We start from the raw sequence: 18876 nt of genomic DNA, 5'->3' as shown, positions 1-18876 counted from the left end.
CGCCGCCGGGGACGCCGCAGGCCACCCCGCCGGAAACGCTTCCGCAAGCCATGCCCGGAAGCGGGCGAAAGAGGCGCCGTACCGCCGCGCTGATCGCCGGTGCCGCCGTGCTCGGTGTCGTGGCCGGTACCTGTGCCGGTTATCTCGTCCAGGCCGATCGCGAGCCCACCGCGCTGCCGCCGCTCTCCCAGCCGTCGCTCACCCAGGCGAAGGGTGCCGCACCGGAGCCGCTGTCGGCCGCCCAGGACCGGAAGGTCAAGGTCGACGGCGATCTGCGCAAGCTGTTGCTGAAGAAGCCGCGCGGGGCGCGCAAGGGGCTGGTCGAGGCGGGCGAGAACGGGTGGATGGACCTCGCCGAGTACGCGGACACGTTCAAGTACCCGGCCGGTGCCTTCCGGAGGCTGACCGAGGACGACGAGTTCCGCCGGGCCGCCGTCACCGACTGGCGTGAGGGCAGCACGTACAGCGTGCAGATCCAGCTGATCCAGTTCCGCCAGGAGGAGAAGGGCACGGAGGCCGCCGACGCGGCGAGCGACGGCTACTACTACGCCCAGCCGTCGGACGACTACGACACCCAGAGCTGGCCGATACCCGGCACCGGCGACGGCATGGCGTACGTCCACCCCAAGCCCGACACCTCCTACGGCGTGAGCCTGTACACGGCGGAGGCGCACGCGTGGCGCGGGGACATCGAGATGCAGGTCTGGATCTACGACACGAAGCCGATCCCGAAGGCGAAGGTGCTGGACCTGGCGAAGCGGCAGATGGAGCAGCTGTGAGCGAGAACCCGAAAACCACCGAAAACCCCGAGCCGACGCCCGCCGCCCGGGCGGCTGCCGAGCCGGCGGCTGTCGAGCCGACGCCCGTTGAGGCTGTTGAGCCGACCTCCGCTGAGTCGATGTCTGTCGAGTCGGCGGCTGCCGAGCCGACCTCCGCCGAGCGGACGCCCGCTGCCCCGGCGGCTGTTGAGCCGGCGCCCGCTGAGCCGACGGCTGCCGAGCCGATGCCCGCTGAGCCGGCGCCCGCTGAGCCGACGGCTGCCGAGTCGACGCCCGTCGAGTCGGCGGCTGCCGAGCCGACGCCTGTCGAGCTGGCGGCTGTCGAGCCGACCTCCGCCGAGTCGACGCCCGCTGAGTCGACCCCCGCTGAGTCGACCCCCGCCGCCCCGGCAGCCGTCGACCCCGGCCCCGTGGTTCCCGTCGTCCCCGTCGACCCCGCTCCGAAGCGCCCGCGCGACCCCCGCCGTGTCGCCGGCCTCGTCGCCTCCGGCGTTCTCGCCGTGGCCGTGCTCGCCGCCGGTGCCGTCACCGTCGTCACCGTGCACGACGCCGACCGCGACCCCGGCGCCCCGGTCTGGAGCCTTCCGAAGGCCGACAAGGAGACGAAGGCGGCCGCGGCCACCGGTCTCCAGGGGATGCTGCTGCCCTACAAGGCCGACACGTACGGGCGGGGCCCGGACATGGCCGAGTTCGGGTCGGACGCCGCGCTGACCGGTGCGCAGGCGACCCTGCTGCGCAAGGAGTCGATCAAGGACCTGCCGCGTTCGCAGCGGCGGGAGCTGGAGCGGCGGATCGACCGCGACCCGGTCAAGGGCATGGCGATGCGCAGCTACGTGAGCACGGACACGGCACTCGGCGCCCCCTACACGATGGAGATCGTGCTGGCGCGGATGGGCAACCAGCGGACCGTCCGCTCCATGGCGGGCGCCCAGAAGGAGCTCTTCGACGTGCTCAAGGTGTTCCGCAAGGGCCCGGAGATCGAGGGCTACAAGAACTCGACCGCGTGCTTCCTGACACCGGCCGACAAGGACGTGAAGCTCGACACGATGTTCTGCTCCGGGTACGTCGGCGACATCCTGGTCACCGCGACCGCCACCGCGGCCAAGCCGCTGGACAAGCAGAGCGCGGCGGACATGCTCCGCGCACAGCTCGACCGCATCAAGGAGCCGGGGGCGGCCGTATGACCATGGAAGCGAACCAGCAGCCGGAGCCCGTCGTCGTCGCCGACGCCCCCGGGACCGGTGAGACCGGTGAGACCGGCGTCGAGCCCCCTCAGCAGGGGCACAAGGACCGGCGGCTGCTGCGGGCCGCGCTCCGCTGGGGCTGCGCGGTGGCCGTCTTCGCCGTCGTCGGCTGCGGGACGGCGTACGGCATCACCCGCCTCGACCGCACCGACGTCCCCGGTCTCGCCACCCACTCCGACGGCCGCTGGGCGTACCCCGTGCTCGTGAAGCCCCCGCTGCCCTCCGGCAGCCCCGGCCCGAACGACGACGCCCGCAACCCGGCCGGCGCCCACTACGCCGACCTGCGCGCACTCGTGCTGCCCGCGCCGAAGGGCGCCACCGCCGACGCGTCGCTCAAGGGGACGGACGGCTGGCTGCCGACGAAGACGTTCCTCAAGGAGTTCGCGCTCGCGCCGGACCGTGCGGACGTGGCCCAGCGGCTCACCGACAACGGCCTGCGGCACATCACGGCCCGCGGCTGGACCACCGCCGACGGCACGCACACCCGCGTCTACCTGATGCAGTTCGACACCGGGGCGGTCGCGGACCACGTCTTCGGCGACGAGCTCACGGTGAACGCGGCGCCGATCTACCGGGTCCGCGGCGGCGACGCGTACGAGATGGACGACTCCCTCCCGAAGGCGGCCCAGGTGCCGGACGTGGACACGGTCCCGGTCCGCGAGACCAGGCCGTACGGTGCCGAGCAGGTCCGCGTGGCCTATCTCGCCTCCGGGGACACCGTCGCCGTGATCGTCCAGTCGAGGAAGGGCAGCGCGCTCGCCGTCCCCTTCGACCAGACGGTGACGCTGCAGGGCGAGCTGCTGAGCTGACCCCGTGCAGGCGTACCTCGCCAAGAGGGCCGGGTCCGGGCCGCGTAAGCTGGGGCCCGGCTCTTGTACGTCCGCCTGTCCTCGCTCAAGGAGCACCCGTGGAAGCCTTCTACGAAACCCTGCTGGTCCTGGTCTGCGTCGGCGTCGTCGCCTTCGCCTGGCTGACCGTGAAGAAGCTGTACCAGGGCCAGCGCTGACCCCGGTCCGAGTCTAGGAACCGCCACTCATGATCGAGATTCCGTCCGACCTGCACAAGGACCTGGTCCCGCTCGCCTTCCTGCTCGGCAGCTGGGCCGGCGCGGGTGTCCACGACTTCCCGGGCTCGGAGAAGTGCAACTTCGGCCAGGAGGTCACCTTCAGCCACGACGGGCGGGACTTCCTGGAGTACCACTCCCAGACCTGGGTGCTGGACCACGACGGGAACAAGGTCCGCGCGCTGGAGACCGAGCACGGCTTCTGGCGCATCGAGGCCGACCGCAAGGTCGAGGTCACCATGGTCCGCGACGACGGCGTGATCGAGATCTGGTACGGCGAGATGGCCGACAAGAAGCCCCAGATCGACCTGGTCACCGACGCCGTGGCCCGTACGGCCGCCTCCGCTCCCTACAGCGGCGGCAAGCGCCTGTACGGCTACGTCAAGAGCGACCTCATGTGGGTCGGCGAGAAGCAGACCCCCGAGGTCGAGCTGCGTCCCTACATGTCCGCGCACCTGAAGAAGGTCGTCACCCCGGAGGACGTCGAACGCTGGGCCAAGGCCCTCCCCGACGACCTGCCGGACGACGGGATCGCGTTCTTCAAATAGTTCTGGATTTCGGAAGTAGTCCTAGACTTTCGGTGTGGTGAGCACCGACTGGAAGAGCGACCTCAGGCAGCGCGGCTATCGGCTGACGCCGCAGCGGCAACTCGTGCTCGAAGCCGTGGACACCCTTGAGCACGCGACCCCCGACGACATCCTCGGTGAGGTGAGGAAGACGGCGTCGGGGGTCAACATCTCCACGGTCTACCGGACCCTGGAGCTCCTGGAGGAGCTGGGGCTGGTCAGCCACGCCCATCTCGGGCACGGCGCGCCGACGTATCACCTCGCCGACCGGCACCACCACATCCACCTGGTCTGCCGCGACTGCGAGAACGTGATCGAGGCGGACGTGGCGGTGGCCGCGGAGTTCACGGCCAAGCTGCGCCGGGAGTTCGGCTTCGAGACGGACATGAAGCACTTCGCGATCTTCGGGCGGTGCAAGGACTGCACGCTGAAGAGAGCCAGGGCCGCATCCGTCCAGACTTCAATTACCGAGTCGTAGGCTTACGTACATGAAGAGCCCCCTGCTGTCTCTGTCCGGCGCGGTGCCCGCCGAGGGTGTGGACGAAGGCGTCGCCGCGCACTACGGCGACCTCTTCCGCGAGCAGCGTGCCCTCGCCGGCGGCGCCGGTTTCGTCGACCTCTCCCACCGGGGGGTGGTGGCCGTCACCGGTGAGGACCGCCTCAGCTGGCTGCACCTGCTCCTCACTCAGCACGTCAGCGAACTGCCCGTCGGCGAGGCCACCGAGGCGCTGATCCTCTCCGCGCACGGCCACATCGAGCACGCGCTGTACCTGGTCGACGACGGCACGACCGTCTGGGCCCACGTCGAGCCGGGCACCCAGGAGGCGCTGATCGCCTACCTGGAGTCGATGAAGTTCTTCTACCGGGTGGAGGTCGCCGACCGCACCGCCGACTTCGCCGTCGTCCACCTGCCCGCCGGCTCCATCGCCGAGACCCCGGAGGGTGTCGTCGTACGCGAGACGGCGTACGGCCGCGATCTCTTCCTGCCCCGCGCCGACCTGGAGCCGTACGCCGCGAAGGCGGGCCCGGCCGCCGGGCTGCTCGCCTACGAGGCGCTGCGCGTCGAGCACCACCGGCCCCGGCTCGGCTTCGAGACCGACCACCGGACCATCCCGCACGAGCTGGGCTGGATCGGCACCGCCGTCCACCTCCAGAAGGGCTGCTACCGGGGCCAGGAGACGGTGGCCCGGGTGCAGAACCTCGGCAAGCCGCCGCGCCGCCTGGTCTTCCTCCACCTGGACGGCAGCGAGGTGCACCTGCCGCCGCACGGCACCGAGATCCGCGTGGCCGACGAGGGCGCGGACGGCCGGAAGATCGGCGTCGTGACGACGTCGGTGCGCCACTTCGAACTGGGGCCGGTGGCCCTGGCGGTGATCAAGCGCAACGTGCCGGCGGACGCCCGGCTGGTCGCGGGGGAGACCGCCGCGGCACAGGAAGTGATCGTCGAGCCGTAGCCCGGCCGCGGGGCCCGGTCCACAGGCTGTGGATCTCCGTGAGCCCGCCGCGGGATATGCCGTTGGCACGCCGAGTTGGCAACGGACGGCAGCCACTTGGCCACGGTGTGCACGTGTTCGACTCGGTCGGCGGCGGCGCCCTCGCGGGGAGCCGCCGTGCCACCTCAGGAGGAGTTCACATCTCCAGCAGGACGGTGAACGGGCCGTCGTTCGTCAGCGACACCCGCATCCGCGCCCCGAACCGCCCGGTCGCCACGGTCGCCCCGAGCGACCGCAACTGCGCGACCACCTCGTCCACCAGAGGCTCGGCCACCTCGCCGGGCGCCGCCGCGTTCCAGGTCGGCCGCCGGCCCTTGCGCGCGTCGCCGTACAGCGTGAACTGGCTGATGACGAGCAGCGGCGCGTCGACGTCACTGCACGACCTCTCGTCCGCCAGCATGCGGATCGACCAGAGTTTCCGGGCGAGTTGGGCCGCCTTCTCCTTCGTGTCGTCGTGGGTCACGCCGACGAGCACGCACAGCCCCTCGCCCTCGATCGCGCCCACCGTCTCGCCGTCCACGACGACGCTCGCGCCGTCCACCCGCTGTACCACCGCTCGCATGCGCACCATCATGCCCTGTGGTCCTGTGGCTTCACAGGGGCCCATTATTGATCCTTAACGGCCCAACCAGGGCCGTTCGGGGGCACTCGGTCACATTGCGGCCACTTGGGGTGGCACCATGCTTCCACACGCCGGTCGAGGGGACGGTAGAGGCGTATGAGCACACCCAGTACCGGGCAACTGGAGGCGCAGGGCACGCCGAGCGTGCAGAGCCTGCCCCGGCCGCCCGCACAGCGCGGCGAGGACATCCCGCTGCCCGCGGAACCACCGGAGTACGACCTGACCCGCCTGAGCCTGGCCGAACTGCGCGTGCTGCGCCGGGACGCGCAGCGCGACGAGGCCGACCTGAGCTATGTACGACGGCTGTTGCAGGGCCGTATCGACATCCTGCGGGCGGAACTGGCCCGCCGCTCCCCGGCGGGCGCGGCCTCCGTCGTGGACCGCCTCCCGGAGATCCTCACGGACGCCCCGGCCCGCCATCGCTCCTCCGCCCGCCACGTCACCCTGGGCACCCCGCACAACGAGGAGTACGGCAGGCTGGCCGCCGACATGCTGTCCGAGGTCGAACTCTCCGACCTGGAGGCCCGCACGGACACCGAACTGACGACGGCGATGGGCCGCCTCGTGCGCTACGAACAGGAGGTGTCGAGGCGCAGGCAGAGCCTTCAGCGGACGGCGGACGACTCCAGCGGGGAGATCACCCGCCGCTACCGGGAAGGCGAAGCACAGGTCGACGATCTGCTGACCTGAGGGCGGCTGCCGGGGCGCGCGGGGCTGTATGAGGATGCGGCTCCGCCGCGTGGGCGGGCTCGGCCCTCACGCACCCGCGGCCGAAAATCAATCGGCACCGCCCGTGAAACACACCTACCGTGCTGTCATGACCAACCCCGTCGAAGTCCGCGCCATCACCGAATCCGAGTTCCAGGACTGGCACCGGGCCCTGGCCACCGGCTTCCTCCAGCCCCCCACCCTTTCCGCCGGCCAACTCGACGCCCGCCGACAGCAGTTCGTCGCGGGCAGACTTCTCGGCGCCTTCGACGGCCCCCGCTGCGTGGCGACGTTCCGCTCCTTCGAGCAGGAGCTGACCGCCGTCGGCGGAGCGACCGTCCCCGCCGACGCCGTCACGAACGTCACCGTGACCGCCACCCACCGCCGCCGCGGCCTGCTCACCCGCATGATGAGCCAGGACCTGGCCGCGGCGAAGGAGCGCGGGGACGTGGTCGCGACCCTGATCGCCGCCGAGTACCCGATCTACGGCCGCTACGGCTTCGGCCCGGCGACCACGGTGACGGAGTGGACGATCGAGGTCCCGCGAGCCGGCCTGGACCCGCGCTGGTCGGGTCCCGAGGACGGCGGCCGCATCGACCTCGTCGACGGCGAGGACATCCGCAAGCTCGGCCCCGACCTGCACGAACGCGTCCGCCGCAGCACCGCGGGCGCGGTCAGCCGCAGGGACCTGTGGTGGCAGTCGCGCACCGGGGCGGTCCGCTTCGACGAGGAGTGGAAGGAGCCCTACTTCGCGGTGTACCGCTCGGCGGCCGGCGAGGTGGAGGGCATGGTGTCCTACGAGTCGGACGACAACTGGCAGGGCAAGCAGCCGTACAACACCGCCGACGTGCACTGGCTGCTCGGCGCCGGACCGGCGGCCGAGCGCGCGCTGTGGCACTACCTGTGCTCGATCGACTGGATCACCCGGGTGAAGAGCGGCTGGCGGTCGCCGGACGACCTGCTGCCGTACTACCTGCCCGACCCGCGCGCCGCGCGGATCACCACCCAGGCGGACTGGCTGTGGGTGCGGATCCTGGACGTCGTACGGGCCCTGGAGGCGCGGACCTACGACGTGGCGGGGTCGCTGGTCCTCGAAGTGGCGGACCGGCAGGGGCTGGCCGGCGGCCGGTTCCGGCTGGACGCCTCCCCCGATGGGGCGTCCTGCACCCCGACCACCGACACCCCCGACCTCGCGCTCGACATCGCCGAGCTGGCGAGTGTCTGGCTCGGTGACCAGTCCGTGGCGCGGTTGCACGCCCTGGGACGGGTCCAGGAAGAGCGAGTGGGCGCCGCCCGGGAGGCCGACGCCCTGCTGCGCGCGTCCGGGCGGCCTTGGTGCCCGGACATCTTCTGAGGCGGGCCTCCTTCCTCCCGGGGACGGGTGCCTGAATCACCTGTGTTCACTTGTGGCTGTGCGGTTCTGTGCTGCTCATCCGTAGCGAGCTGTGAAGTTGTGGCTGTGCGGGTCTGCCTGTGTTCGGTTGTCGGTGTTCAGTTGTGACTGTGCTGGCTGTGCCGGCTGTGCTGACGGCACTGGTCGTGCGCCCCGGCAGCCGGCCTGATCGACCGGGCTCCCGGCTCCCCTCCGGAAGGGAACCCGGACGGCCAACCGCCGAGGAAGTATGACCATGTTGCATGAGTTGGTGACCAACTCCACAGTACTTATCTCCACTTGGATGCGGCTCATAACCACCTTCCCGTGAACTGCCGGAAGATGGCGGGAAGTTGTACTGTTTGTCCGTGGACCCGGAACTCGCCTCCGTCAATGGACGGAAGAGGTCACAGCGGCCTCAGGCGTCACACCACAAGGTGGCCGACGAACTGCGCACCCGGATCAGGTCCGGGGAGCTGCGGCCGGGTCAGCGCATGCCCACGCAGGCCAAACTGGCCGACGAGTTCGGCGTCGAGCGCGGGGCGGTACGGCAGGCACTGCGCATCCTTCAGTCGGAGCACCTGCTCACCAACGTCTCGAAGGGCGCTCCGGCGACGGTGGCAACAGGTCCGGGCCCGGCGCGGCTGGCCGTGGGTCCGCAGGTGCCCCCGCAGCCGACCATGGTGGCCCTCACCCCCCGGATAGAGGCGGCCTTCGCGGCCTCGCACGTGCGGATCGACGCGCTCTGCCTGACCTCGGTCTCGCTCAACCTCGCGCTCGGCGGGCCGCTGCGGCTCATCCACGCGGGGCGCCTGGAACCGGCCAAGATCGACGTCCGGGTGCTGCTGCCGAGCCGGAACATCGACCTCGCGTTCCCGACGGCTGTCGCGGCCGACGCCTCGGCCGAGGACGCGGTGCACGACCGCTGGCTGGCCCAGCGCAACGCGCAGGGCCAGGTGCTGCGGCACAACCTGCTGGCGCTGCGCGCCACGCACGGCATCGACGTGCACGTCACCTTCCGGGCCCTGCCGTTCACCCCGCCGGTCAAGCTGTACCTGCTCAACGGGGCGGAGGCGCTGTTCGCGTACTACACGCTGGGGCGCCACGAGCGGGAGATCGACCACGAGCACCTGCAGACGTACGACGCCGAGGGCACGCGGTCGATGCTCTTCGCCTTCGAACAGGGCGCGGGGCTGCGGGACACCACGTTCGTGGACCAGTCCACCCGGTGGTTCGACGCCCTGTGGGAGACGATCAGTTCCGAGCTGCAGCTGACGTCCTAGGCAGCCCGTCGGTCTTCACAGGGCGGGCCCGGCGAGCAGCAGGGCGAGCAGGACGGCGCCGGCGGAGCTGAACGCCGGGTTCTTGGCCTTGATGCCCACGGTGAGCAGCAGCAGACCGATAATGCCAGTGGCACCGTACTTCGACTGGACGATCTGTTCGAAGCCGACGACGAAGGCGGCGGCGAGGAGAGCGAGGGCGGCGGGCATGGTGGTTCCCCCCATCAGTCGGGAAGCAAGGCTTCCGCCAACTTAACCAAGTTGGTAACCAACTCTGATTAAGTTGTCCCCAGTTGGCTGCTACTTATAAACAACCTTCAAACAACTCCCGTTAGATGGATCAAAGTTATAGCGTTTGGTCGTGACTCAGGAGAACGTGGCAGTGAACGCCGGCAGCACACCTCAGGAGATCGCCGACACCCTGCGGGAGCGCATCCGCTCGGGCGACCTCAAGGTGGGCGACCGCCTGCCCACCCAGGCCGAGCTGGCCGAGGAGTTCGGCGTGGAGCGGGGGACCGTGCGCCAGGCCGTGCGGGTACTCCAGGACGACGGTTTCCTCGTCGACGTCGGCAAGGGCAGCCCGCCGCGCATCGCCGAGCCGCGGCCCCAGGCGCTCGACGAGCCCCAGCCGACGATGGTCGGCCTCGGCCCCCGCATGACGGAGGCGTTCGGCGCCGCGCACGTCCGCATCGACGCGGCCTGCCTCACCGCCCAGAGCCTGCTGCCGGCGCTCGCCGAGCCGCTGCGCATGATCCACGAGGGCCGGATCCGCCCCGAGCGCATCGACGTCCGCGTCCTGCTCCCCAGCCGGGACATCCCGCTCGCCTTCCCGACGGCGGTCGACGGCGACGACGCCGCGGTCCACAACCGCTGGCTCGGTATGCGCAACGCCCAGGGCCAGGTCCTCCAGTACAACCTCCAGGGCCTGCGCTCCACCCACAAGATCGACGTGAACGTCACCTTCCGGGCCCTCCCGTTCACCCCGCCGATCAAGCTGTACCTGCTCAACGGCGCGGAAGCGCTGTTCGCCTACTACACGGTCACCCGCCGCGAGGAGCAGACGGAGGACGGGCCGCTCGACATGTACGACGCCGTCGGCTCGGAGTCCCTCCTCTTCTCCTTCGAGAAGAGCGCCGGGCACCGCGACGCCGCGTTCGTGGAGCAGTCGCAGAAGTGGTTCAACGCCCTCTGGGAAACCATCACGACGGACCTGACACTCTTCTAGTGACTTCTGATACGACGCAGACTGAACCGGCGGCAGCCAAGAGCGAGAACGCGACCGAAGAACTCACGGAACTGGTCAGAAGCGCCCGTTTCGTCCTCTGGGACTTCGACGGGCCGATCTGCCGGCTGTTCGCGGGACACTCGGCGGCGGGCGTGGCCGGCGAACTGGTCGACTGGCTGGCGAGCCGGGGCCTGCACGGCCTGGTCACGGACACCGAGCGGGACTCCCTCGACCCGCACCTCGTCCTGCGCGCCGTGGACCGCCGGCACCCCGGCAGCGACCTGGTCGCGGAGCTGGAGGAACGTCTCACCAAGGAGGAGCTACGGGCCACGTCGACGGCGATGCCCACGGCGTTCGCGGACATCCTCATCCAGACGTGGCGAGCGCGGGGCGCCCGCATGGCGGTCACCACCAACAACTCCCCCCGGGTGGTCCGCGCCTACCTCGACGACCGCGGCCTGACCCCCTGCTTCGCCCCGCACATCTACGGCCGCACCCGGGACCTGCACCGCCTCAAGCCCGACCCGCACTGCCTCAACCGCGCCCTCAACGCGATGGGCGCCGCCCCCGGCGCGGCCCTGATGATCGGCGACTCGCCCTCGGACTTCCAGGCCGCCCGGACGGCCGGGGTCCCGTTTCTGGGCTACGCGCGTAACGAACGGAAAGCCAGGCTTTTGACCGCGGCCGGCGCGGTGCACGTGGTGGGGTCCCTGTGGCCGCTGCTGGAGATGCTCCGGCATCAGGCGGCACCGGGCGGGTCCGGTGGGTGACGGGCGGTCGGCGGGCGGCGCGCCTGCGGCGCCGGGGCCGTGTTTGCGTGGCGGCTGGGAGAGGAACGTTCGCTGCATGGCGGCCAGGCAGGTACGCAACGGTGGTGGCAAGGCGTTCCAGCAGGTTGCGGAGGCGCTGCGGACCCGGATGGTCGACGGAACGTACCAGTTGGGTGCCGAACTGCCCGCACAGGGCAGGCTCGCCCGGGAATTCGGGGTGTCCCGTGACACCGTGCAGCGGGTGGTGCGGGAACTGGGCAACGAGGGGTGGATCGAATCCCGTCAGGGCAGCCCGGCGCGGGTCGTCAAGGTCCAGCGCGTGCAGTCCACCACGGCCAAGGCCAGCAGGTCACGGCAGGTGATGATGGTGGGGCCGCTGATCAGCGAGGCCTTCGAGCAGTCCGAAGTCTCGCTGGACGTCTTCACGTTCACCTCGGAGTCCCTCGACACCCACATCCGGCTCCAGGCCGAGCGGATCCGGGCCGGCGCCATCGCCCCGGGCAGTATCACCGTACGGCTGCTGCTGCCCGACCCCGGGCTCGACCTGCCGTACCCCGTGATCAGGCAGGACAAGGAAGATCCGCGCCTGCGGGAGCGGCTGCGCGCCATCACCGACCGGCATACGGAATCGCTCCGTACCGCCCTGCGGGACCTGCGGGCCGAGCGGTTCGTGCCGTCCGTCGACGTGCAGATCAGGCATGTGCGGCTGGTGCCGACCTTCAAGCTCTACGTCATCAACAGGACAGAGGTGCTGCACGCCCTCTACGAGGTCATCGAACGGCCCATCATCCTGGACACCGGCGAGGAGATCGACGCACTCGACGTGCTGGGACTGGGCGCGATGCTGACGCACCACATCGAGGACACCGACCCGAACGCGCCGGGATCTGTCTTCGTCCAAGGGATGCGGTCCTGGTTCGAGTCGGTGTGGAACCTGCTCGCCGAGTAGCTCTGCGGGGACCAAAGGTAAGGGACAAGCCTGGTGCGCTAGCATGCCCGCATTGTGTGAGCAACCGCTCCGGTTCCTACGTATGAGAAGGCCAAGCACACCGTTCTCAGAACGACCCGACGCAGCGGGGTACCAAACCCACCCGTTGTGGCTACTCGATTGCGCCTCTGGTCGTGCGGGCAGTCAGCCGCGTTTACCGTTTGCCGTACTTTCCAGCCAGCGCTAGCAATCCCGGAGCGGCCAGTGGGCGCATCTTCTGTTCCCTCTATTTCCTTTGAGGGACGCGCCAAACCCGGCGCAGGTCATGCGCTTTACCAGCACATCACGCTTCTTGCCATGAAACATGGCAAAAAACGCAGCGGATACCACAACAGGATCTACGTCCTGCCGTTGGCCGGTCCCATGGCGCAGCTGCTGGGCCGTGAGTCCGGCGCGTCGGTGATGGTGCGCATGAGGCGTGCCGACGCGCTGCCCGTGGTGATCAGGACCTGGCAGAACGAGGCGGACATCCTCCGGGCCGTCAGGACCGCGCTGCCGAAAGTGCCGGAGTGCCTCTTCGAGGGAAACGGGTCCGCCCTCCACAGCTATGTGGAGGGAGTGCCGCTGTCCAGCGTCTGTGGCAACGGCAAGCCCCTGGACAGACTGCTCATCGAGGAGATCGCCGAGCTCCTCGCGCTGGTGACCCAGGTGCGCCGGGGTACGCTGCCGGGCTTGCCGGCCTCCTGGCCCAGCAACGGCCAGGGGTTTCTGCAGACGCTGGCGCACTGCGCGGACCAGCAGATCCGGCGGGCCAACCTGCAGGCCTTCGGCGGGCTGTTCGCGGCGCTGGGTATCCCGGAGGACGCACTCACCCGGTTCGCGGAGCGGGTGCCGGTGATGGCGCGGCGGCCGTACAGCCTGCTCCACGCGGACCTGCACCGGGACAACCTGATTGTCCCCTACGGCGGTCACCCCTCACTCGTCTGCGTCGACTGGGAACTTGCCACCTACGGTGACCCCCTCCACGACCTGGCGACCCACCTGGTGCGCATGCAGTACCCGGGCGACCAGTGGTCCGAGGTGATCGAGGCCTGGGTCCGGGCCATGGAAGGGATCCGGCCCGGAGCCGTCAACGGCGTGCACAAGGACCTGCACCACTACGTCGCCTTCGAGCAGGCGCAGTCCGTCTATCCGGACGTGATGCGGGCCGCGGCATCCCTGGACGAATCGTTCGACCAGAAGGGCCTGGACGAGGCCACGGCCGCGGTGAGCCGTGCGCTGCGCGCGGCCCAGGCGCCGCTGGGGTTGCGGAGCCTGCCCGGCGAAGCCGAGATCGAGCGCGTTCTGTTCCGGTGGCGGATTTCCCGGGGAGGGGCACGCGAGGGGCTTTTCTCCAGTTTCGTCACCGTGCCCTGGGCACCGGACAAACGTGTTCCCGAACGCCGGGACTTTCCTTATCTGGCTGTGCAGGGAGCGCTGCATGCCGAGGGCGCCGCCCCGGCCGGCCGGGTGTTCAAGGGAACCGGTCACCTGAATTCCGTGGTGCGGGTCCCCGGAATCGAATTTCCTGTCGTGGTGCGGCGCAAGGTGAAAAAGGTATTCCGTCGCGAACGCAGCTTTCTCAGTGAGCATGCCGTGCTCAGGGCCATCGAGTCCTCGGGGGTTTCGGTAGCGGCACCGAGAGTCCTGGCCCTCGGTGAGAGTTACCCGGAGAAGTACGAGAAAGACCGCTTTGCCATTCACACCTACGAAGGGCCGCTCGACATCGACCGGCCGCCCAACCATCCGGTGCACGGCCTGCTGCCGCACGAGGCGGATCGGCTCATCGACCAACTCGGCGCGCTGAAGGACGTCGACTACGCCAACCTGGACCCGGCCGCCGGCGTGGCGGGCTACAGCTTCTACAGCTATCTGAGCGACCAACTCGTCCTGCTGGTGGAGAACCTGCCCAAGCAGTCGCAGCAACTCGCCAGGCAACTCGGCCTGCCGGACGCCTCACGGCTGCAGCAGATACTGGCCAGGCACCAGGTGACTGATCGCAGACCGATCCTCCTGCACGGTGACCTGAACCCCTGGAACCTGGTGCGTCGGGACGACGCCATGGCGCTGACCATCATCGACTGGGAGATGGCGGTCGTCGGCGACCCCCTGTACGACCTGGTGCGGCACATGCATCTCACCCCGACCCGGCCGGAGATCAGGGACCGGATGTTCCACCGCTGGGAGCGTTTGCTGCCGGACGCCTACACCACCGCCTGGCGGCAGGACTGGAGGGTCTACCGGTGGATCGAGATCATCCGTTCCGCCTATGTGGACCTGGACCGGCTGGTCACCGGAGTGAGCCTGGACGCCCCCAACGTCCGCCGGGCCGTGGACTCGTACGCCATGACGCTGGCTGCGGCCAAGGCCTCCCTGGGCCTGCCCACCCGGGCGACGGCGAACCCCCATCTTGCTCGTGCTCTGGCTTAGCGGGAACATGAGTGCTCCGAATACCCGTTTGCCCATGGGGCTGCACGGCCGGCCGGGCAGCGCTGCGCGGAGGGGGCGTGCATGTCCGGGCGGAGCGGTGGTTCGGCGGGTGAGGACGGGGTATCGCGGCTGAGGCGTTTTCAGGAACGCGTCGAACCGGTGGTGACCCGTGTCCTGCTGCTCGGCATCTTCGTCACCGGCCTCACGGCCCAGTTCGTGAAGCCGGTCGGTGATGCCCTGGAGGGCAAGGCCTATCTCGGCGGTGCCCTGCTGAGCCTGGTCGGCTATGTCCTGTACGACCAGATGAAGGAACTGAACTCGTCGGTCCGGGATCCAGCCCGGGCACTCGTGAACTCCAGTCAGCTGGGCGGCTTCGTCAGTGAGGCCTTCGAGGCGCGAAGAGTGGAGATCAGCTTTCTCGGCTACACCGGGGAGACGCTGTACCACACCCTGTATCACCGTCTGGAAGACCTCTTCGACCATCCCGGCCCCACCCGCAGGGTGCTGATCCGCATGCTGGTCCCGGACTTCGGCCAGTCGATGACGGTTCCGTCCAGGGTGGGGGAGAGGGATGCGCCCGTGGACGACCCCGACTTCCGCAAGCGCATGGAGCAGCGGTGCCGTGAGTACGACGGCATACTCTCCGAGCTCGCGGAACGGCTCACGGCCGCCGGCCGGGTGCATGTCGAGTGCGAGTACCGCCTCTATCCCGGTATCCCGCGCGACAAGATCTGCATCTTCAACCGGCAACAGGTGCTGCACGGGCTGTACGACCTGTCCGTGCGGATGCGGCTGCACCACATGGGCGACGAGTACTACGACCCCAAGGGCTACCGGACCGACCTGAACGTGTGGTCCCGGGAGGGCGCGGCAGAGGCGGCCGTGGCGACCTGGACCAAACACTTCGACGATCTGTGGCGCCTGGCGAAGCGCCCGCACTGGCGACAGGGGACCTCGGTCTGACCGCCGCTGCGTAGGCTCGCCCCATGGGTGAGATGGGCCTGCGTGAGCGCAAGAAGCGGCGGATGTACGAGGACGTGTCGGACATCGCCGTGCGGCTGTTCCTGGCGAAGGGGTTCGACGCGGTGTCGGTGGCCGAGGTGGCCGCCGCGGCCGGGATCTCCAAGCCGACGCTGTTCCGGTACTTCCCGGCCAAGGAGGACCTGGTCCTGCACCGGATCGCCGACCACGAGACGGAGGCGGCCCGGCTGGTCGCGGGCGCCGGGTCGCCCGTCGGCGTGCTGCGGGCGCACTTCCTCGACGGGCTGCGGCGGGGCGACCCGATCACCGGGCTCAACGACCACCCCCAGGTGCTCGCCTTCCACACCCTGCTCAACAGCACCCCGACCCTGGTCGCCCGCCAGCACGCCTACCTGGAGCGGTCGGAGGCCGCGCTCGCCGAGGCCCTCGGCGGCACCCTGGACGCCAGGCTCGCCGCCGGCCAGATCATCGCCGTACAGCGGATCCTCGCGCAGGACAACTGGCGGCGGATCGCGGCCGGGGAGCGGGCCGAGGACGTGCGGGAGGACGCGGTGCGGGCGGCGGAGCGGGCGTTCGGACGGCTGGAGCGGGCCCTGACGGACCACTGATGAGTACGGGTTAAAAAATTAACCTGGTTACGAGTTTTCGCCTACGCTGTCTCCATGCAGCAGGAACTCGACCGTGAACGCGCCTACCACGACACCTGCCGAGCCGCCCTCGCCCGCATGGTCGAAGGCGCCGTCGAGCACGTCGTCACCGGCGAGGACGTCTCCGCGTCCGGTGCCGACGCCGAGGTGCTCGGGTACCGGCTGCGCAGCCGGGCCAAGGAGATGCGCGAGCTGCCTGAGGGGCCCCTGTTCTTCGGCAAGCTCGACTTCGAGGCAGGCGAGCACGCCGGGCAGAGCTACCGCGTCGGCCGCCTCCGCATCAGCGAGGAGCCGACCGCCCCGCCCCTCGTCGTCGACTGGCGCGCCCCCGTCTCCCGCGCCTTCTACCAGGCCGGCCCCGACGACCCGCAGGGCGTGGCGGTACGGCGGCGGTTCGGCTGGGCGCCCGGCAGCCGCGGCGACTCCGCCGACCTGACGGGGCTGGAGGACGAGCATCTGGGCAAGGGGGAGTCCGGGACCGGGAGCACCCTGCTCACCCGCGAGATCGAACGGCCGCGCGTCGGCCCCATGCGGGACATCGCCGCCACCATCCAGCCCGACCAGGACGACCTGGTCCGCGCCGGTCTCACCGACTCCGTCTGCGTCCAGGGCGCCCCGGGCACCGGCAAGACCGCCGTCGGCCTGCACCGCGCCGCCTACCTCCTCTACACCCACCCGCAGCGCATCCGCCGCTCCGGCCTCCTGATCCTCGGCCCCAACCGCACCTTCCTCTCCTACATCTCCGAGGTCCTCCCGGCCCTGGGCGAGACCGGCGTCCGGCAGACGACCCTGCCGGAGGAGATCGGCCGCCACCCCGTCACCGCTACCGACCCCGACCGCACCGCCGCGCTCAAGCACGACCCGCGGATGGCCGAGGTCCTGCGCCGCGCCCTGTACGCCCGCGTCCGCACGGACGCCGTCACCCCCCTCTCGCTCTCCGACGGCACCTACACCTGGCGGGTGCCCGCCGCCGCGCTCACGGAGATCGTCGCGGGGGTGCGGGACGAGGAACCGCCGTACGCCGTCGGTCGGGAGCGGGTGCGGGGGCGGGCGATGCGGGCCGTACAGCTCCAGGCCGAACGGCGGGCGGGCCCGCAGCCCGCCGCCTGGACCCGGCGTCTGGAACGCTCCCGGGCGATGAGCGGCTACCTCGACACCGTGTGGCCGAAGGTGCGCCCGGAGGAGGTGGTGGCCGAACTCCTCACGGACGGCGAGGCGCTGGCGGCGGCCGCCGCGGGGCTGCTGACCCCCGGCGAACAGCGGGACCTGCGCTGGGCCCGCCCGCCCCGCTCGTACCGGTCCGCCCGCTGGTCGGCCGCCGACCTGGTCCTCCTCGACGAGGTCGCGGGCCTCGTCGACCACCCCGAGGGCTACGGCCACATCGTCGTGGACGAGGCCCAGGACCTGTCTCCCATGGAGTGCAGGGCGATCGCCCGCCGCGCGGTCTTCGGCTCCCTCACCGTCCTCGGCGACCTCGCCCAGGCCACCACGCCCTGGGCGGCGCGGAGCTGGGACGCCGCACTGGGCCATCTGGGCAAGCCGGACGCGGCCGTCGTCCCGCTCACCACCGGTTTCCGTGTCCCGGCGGCGGTCGTGGCCCTGACCAACCGGCTGCTGCGCCGCCTGGGCACGGACGTACCGCCGGCCAGGTCCTACCGCGGCGACGGGGAGGTGCGGATCCGCCCGGCGGACGACGTGCGCGCGGCGACGGTCACCGCGGTCCGGGAGGCGCTGGCCCACGAGGGATCGGTGGGGGTGGTGGCGGCGGACGCGCAGGTGACCGCCGTACGCGAGGCGCTGACGGCCGCGGGCCTCGAACCGGCGGGACCGGACGAACCGGGCGCGCGGGTGGCCGTGGTCCCGGCGAGCGTGGTCAAGGGCCTGGAGTACGACCACGTGGTGGCCGTGGAACCGGCGGCGGTGGCGGAGGGGGAGGAACGAGGGCTGCACAGGCTGTACGTGGTCCTGACACGGGCGGTGTCGAGACTGGACGTGGTGCATGCGAGGCCGTTGCCGTTCTGAGAAGTCCGCGATCCTGTCCCGCGGTGCTTCTCTTCCTGGACATCGTCGGCACCCTCATCCCCTTCGGTGCCCCCGCCGACCGCCCCTACCCCGTGTACGACACCGGCGTCGCCCCGGCCCATCCGCTGCTGAACCGTGTCGACCCCGCCCTCGGCCCCCGCCTGTAGTCCCTCCGCCGCGACCTCGCCTGGGCCACCACCCGGATGGACGACGCCAACACCTGCGTCGCCCCCTGACTGGGCCCGCCCCGCGCTCCAGCTCGCGGGCCTGTGCCACGCGTGCTACGGCACCGACGGCTTCCCCACCGTCCTGCGGCCCCTGGACCGCCGCGCCGAACTCGCGGCCGTGATCGGCACGGAGGCCGAGGAGATCGTGTATCTCTACGCCTCGTGCGACCGCAAGGCCACCTACCCGGCCCTCGCCGACCCCGACGCGACCTTCCACGACCGCTTCACCGGCCGTGCCGACGTTCCCGCGCCGCGGCTGCGCCGGGACTTCGCCGAGCTCTCCGCCGCCAACGAACTCGATCTCGCCCGCATCGACCCGTCCTTCCGCGAGAAGTGGGGAGCCGAACTCCTCGCCCTGTTCACCCGCTCGCGCTCCCTGCTGAGCCGGCCCGCCTGGTCCGGCTGCCGCGCCGTTCTCGCTCCGGCGCCCCACCGTCGGCAGGACTGAGAGCAGGGGGACCAGGCGCTTCCGGGACAAGG

At 70.5% G+C, this 18876-nt stretch carries 19 protein-coding genes and 1 pseudogene; 18 read left to right on the top strand and 2 right to left on the bottom strand.

Annotated elements, in window-relative coordinates; translation table 11 throughout:
• The first annotated feature begins 50 nt into the window (after window positions 1-50).
• From AB0P24_RS08680 to AB0P24_RS08655, 6 genes are all read left to right on the top strand, one after another.
• Window positions 51-779, top strand: a complete 729-nt coding sequence (locus AB0P24_RS08680; protein WP_365791586.1) for a hypothetical protein — start codon at window positions 51-53, stop codon at window positions 777-779.
• A 119-nt stretch (window positions 780-898) separates the two neighbouring features.
• Window positions 899-1963: a hypothetical protein gene (locus AB0P24_RS08675; protein WP_365791584.1), complete on the top strand. Its 1065-nt coding sequence runs from the start codon at window positions 899-901 to the stop codon at window positions 1961-1963.
• Window positions 1960-2832: a hypothetical protein gene (locus tag AB0P24_RS08670; protein ID WP_365791582.1), complete on the top strand. Its 873-nt coding sequence runs from the start codon at window positions 1960-1962 to the stop codon at window positions 2830-2832. The genes AB0P24_RS08675 and AB0P24_RS08670 overlap by 4 nt, the downstream gene beginning before the upstream one ends.
• A gap of 226 nt (window positions 2833-3058) precedes the next feature.
• A complete protein-coding gene (locus tag AB0P24_RS08665) occupies window positions 3059-3634 on the top strand; it encodes an FABP family protein (protein ID WP_365791580.1) in 576 nt (191 codons plus the stop codon).
• A 34-nt stretch (window positions 3635-3668) separates the two neighbouring features.
• Window positions 3669-4130 (top strand): Fur family transcriptional regulator, encoded by a 462-nt coding sequence (locus AB0P24_RS08660; RefSeq protein WP_365791578.1) that lies wholly within the window; start codon window positions 3669-3671, stop codon window positions 4128-4130.
• A 10-nt stretch (window positions 4131-4140) separates the two neighbouring features.
• Window positions 4141-5106: a folate-binding protein gene (locus AB0P24_RS08655; RefSeq protein WP_365791576.1), complete on the top strand. Its 966-nt coding sequence runs from the start codon at window positions 4141-4143 to the stop codon at window positions 5104-5106.
• Between the two features lie 175 nt (window positions 5107-5281).
• Here the strand turns inward: AB0P24_RS08655 and dtd are convergent, their stop codons facing one another.
• Window positions 5282-5707 (bottom strand): D-aminoacyl-tRNA deacylase, encoded by a 426-nt coding sequence (gene dtd, locus AB0P24_RS08650; RefSeq protein ID WP_181802398.1) that lies wholly within the window; start codon window positions 5705-5707, stop codon window positions 5282-5284.
• Window positions 5708-5863: 156 nt separating this feature from the next.
• Here dtd and AB0P24_RS08645 point away from each other — a divergent pair, with 156 nt between their 5' ends.
• From AB0P24_RS08645 to AB0P24_RS08635, 3 genes are all read left to right on the top strand, one after another.
• A complete protein-coding gene (locus AB0P24_RS08645) occupies window positions 5864-6457 on the top strand; it encodes an aerial mycelium formation protein (RefSeq protein ID WP_365791574.1) in 594 nt (197 codons plus the stop codon).
• Window positions 6458-6584: 127 nt separating this feature from the next.
• Complete coding sequence (locus tag AB0P24_RS08640; protein ID WP_365791572.1) at window positions 6585-7829, top strand: GNAT family N-acetyltransferase; 1245 nt, start codon at window positions 6585-6587, stop codon at window positions 7827-7829.
• A 380-nt stretch (window positions 7830-8209) separates the two neighbouring features.
• On the top strand, window positions 8210-9130 hold the full coding sequence (locus AB0P24_RS08635; protein WP_365791570.1) for a GntR family transcriptional regulator: 921 nt from the start codon (window positions 8210-8212) through the stop codon (window positions 9128-9130).
• A 15-nt stretch (window positions 9131-9145) separates the two neighbouring features.
• Here AB0P24_RS08635 and AB0P24_RS08630 read toward each other — a convergent pair whose 3' ends face one another.
• Window positions 9146-9337 carry a hypothetical protein gene (locus AB0P24_RS08630; protein WP_365791568.1) on the bottom strand — a complete coding sequence of 64 codons (192 nt, stop codon included), beginning with the start codon at window positions 9335-9337 and terminating at the stop codon, window positions 9146-9148.
• A 145-nt stretch (window positions 9338-9482) separates the two neighbouring features.
• Between AB0P24_RS08630 and AB0P24_RS08625 the strand changes: the two genes are divergently transcribed.
• From AB0P24_RS08625 to AB0P24_RS08585, 9 genes and pseudogenes are all read left to right on the top strand, one after another.
• The gene (locus AB0P24_RS08625; protein ID WP_365791566.1) at window positions 9483-10352 is read left to right on the top strand and encodes a GntR family transcriptional regulator; all 870 of its coding nucleotides are present in this window, start codon (window positions 9483-9485) and stop codon (window positions 10350-10352) included.
• The gene (locus AB0P24_RS08620) at window positions 10352-11122 is read left to right on the top strand and encodes an HAD family hydrolase (protein ID WP_365791564.1); all 771 of its coding nucleotides are present in this window, start codon (window positions 10352-10354) and stop codon (window positions 11120-11122) included. The genes AB0P24_RS08625 and AB0P24_RS08620 overlap by 1 nt, the downstream gene beginning before the upstream one ends.
• Before the next feature lie 76 nt (window positions 11123-11198).
• Window positions 11199-12071, top strand: a complete 873-nt coding sequence (locus AB0P24_RS08615; RefSeq protein WP_365791562.1) for a winged helix-turn-helix domain-containing protein — start codon at window positions 11199-11201, stop codon at window positions 12069-12071.
• Between the two features lie 336 nt (window positions 12072-12407).
• Entirely contained in the window at window positions 12408-14519 is a 2112-nt protein-coding gene (locus AB0P24_RS08610) for an aminoglycoside phosphotransferase family protein (protein WP_365791732.1), read from the top strand.
• A gap of 159 nt (window positions 14520-14678) precedes the next feature.
• Window positions 14679-15482, top strand: a complete 804-nt coding sequence (locus AB0P24_RS08605; protein ID WP_365791560.1) for a hypothetical protein — start codon at window positions 14679-14681, stop codon at window positions 15480-15482.
• Between the two features lie 23 nt (window positions 15483-15505).
• Complete coding sequence (locus AB0P24_RS08600; RefSeq protein ID WP_365791558.1) at window positions 15506-16108, top strand: TetR family transcriptional regulator; 603 nt, start codon at window positions 15506-15508, stop codon at window positions 16106-16108.
• A gap of 54 nt (window positions 16109-16162) precedes the next feature.
• On the top strand, window positions 16163-18169 hold the full coding sequence (locus AB0P24_RS08595; RefSeq protein WP_365791556.1) for an AAA family ATPase: 2007 nt from the start codon (window positions 16163-16165) through the stop codon (window positions 18167-18169).
• Window positions 18170-18192: 23 nt separating this feature from the next.
• Entirely contained in the window at window positions 18193-18336 is a 144-nt protein-coding gene (locus tag AB0P24_RS08590; RefSeq protein WP_365791554.1) for a hypothetical protein, read from the top strand.
• A 70-nt stretch (window positions 18337-18406) separates the two neighbouring features.
• Window positions 18407-18844, top strand: a pseudogene (locus AB0P24_RS08585) (DUF6817 domain-containing protein); the annotation flags it as partial.
• Window positions 18845-18876 lie beyond the last annotated feature (32 nt).

This window comes from Streptomyces sp. NPDC086519 (assembly GCF_040686075.1).
Lineage (GTDB): Bacteria > Actinomycetota > Actinomycetes > Streptomycetales > Streptomycetaceae > Streptomyces > Streptomyces shenzhenensis.
Note: the sequence above shows the minus strand (reverse complement) of the source record. Positions and strands in the feature narration are given on the sequence as shown.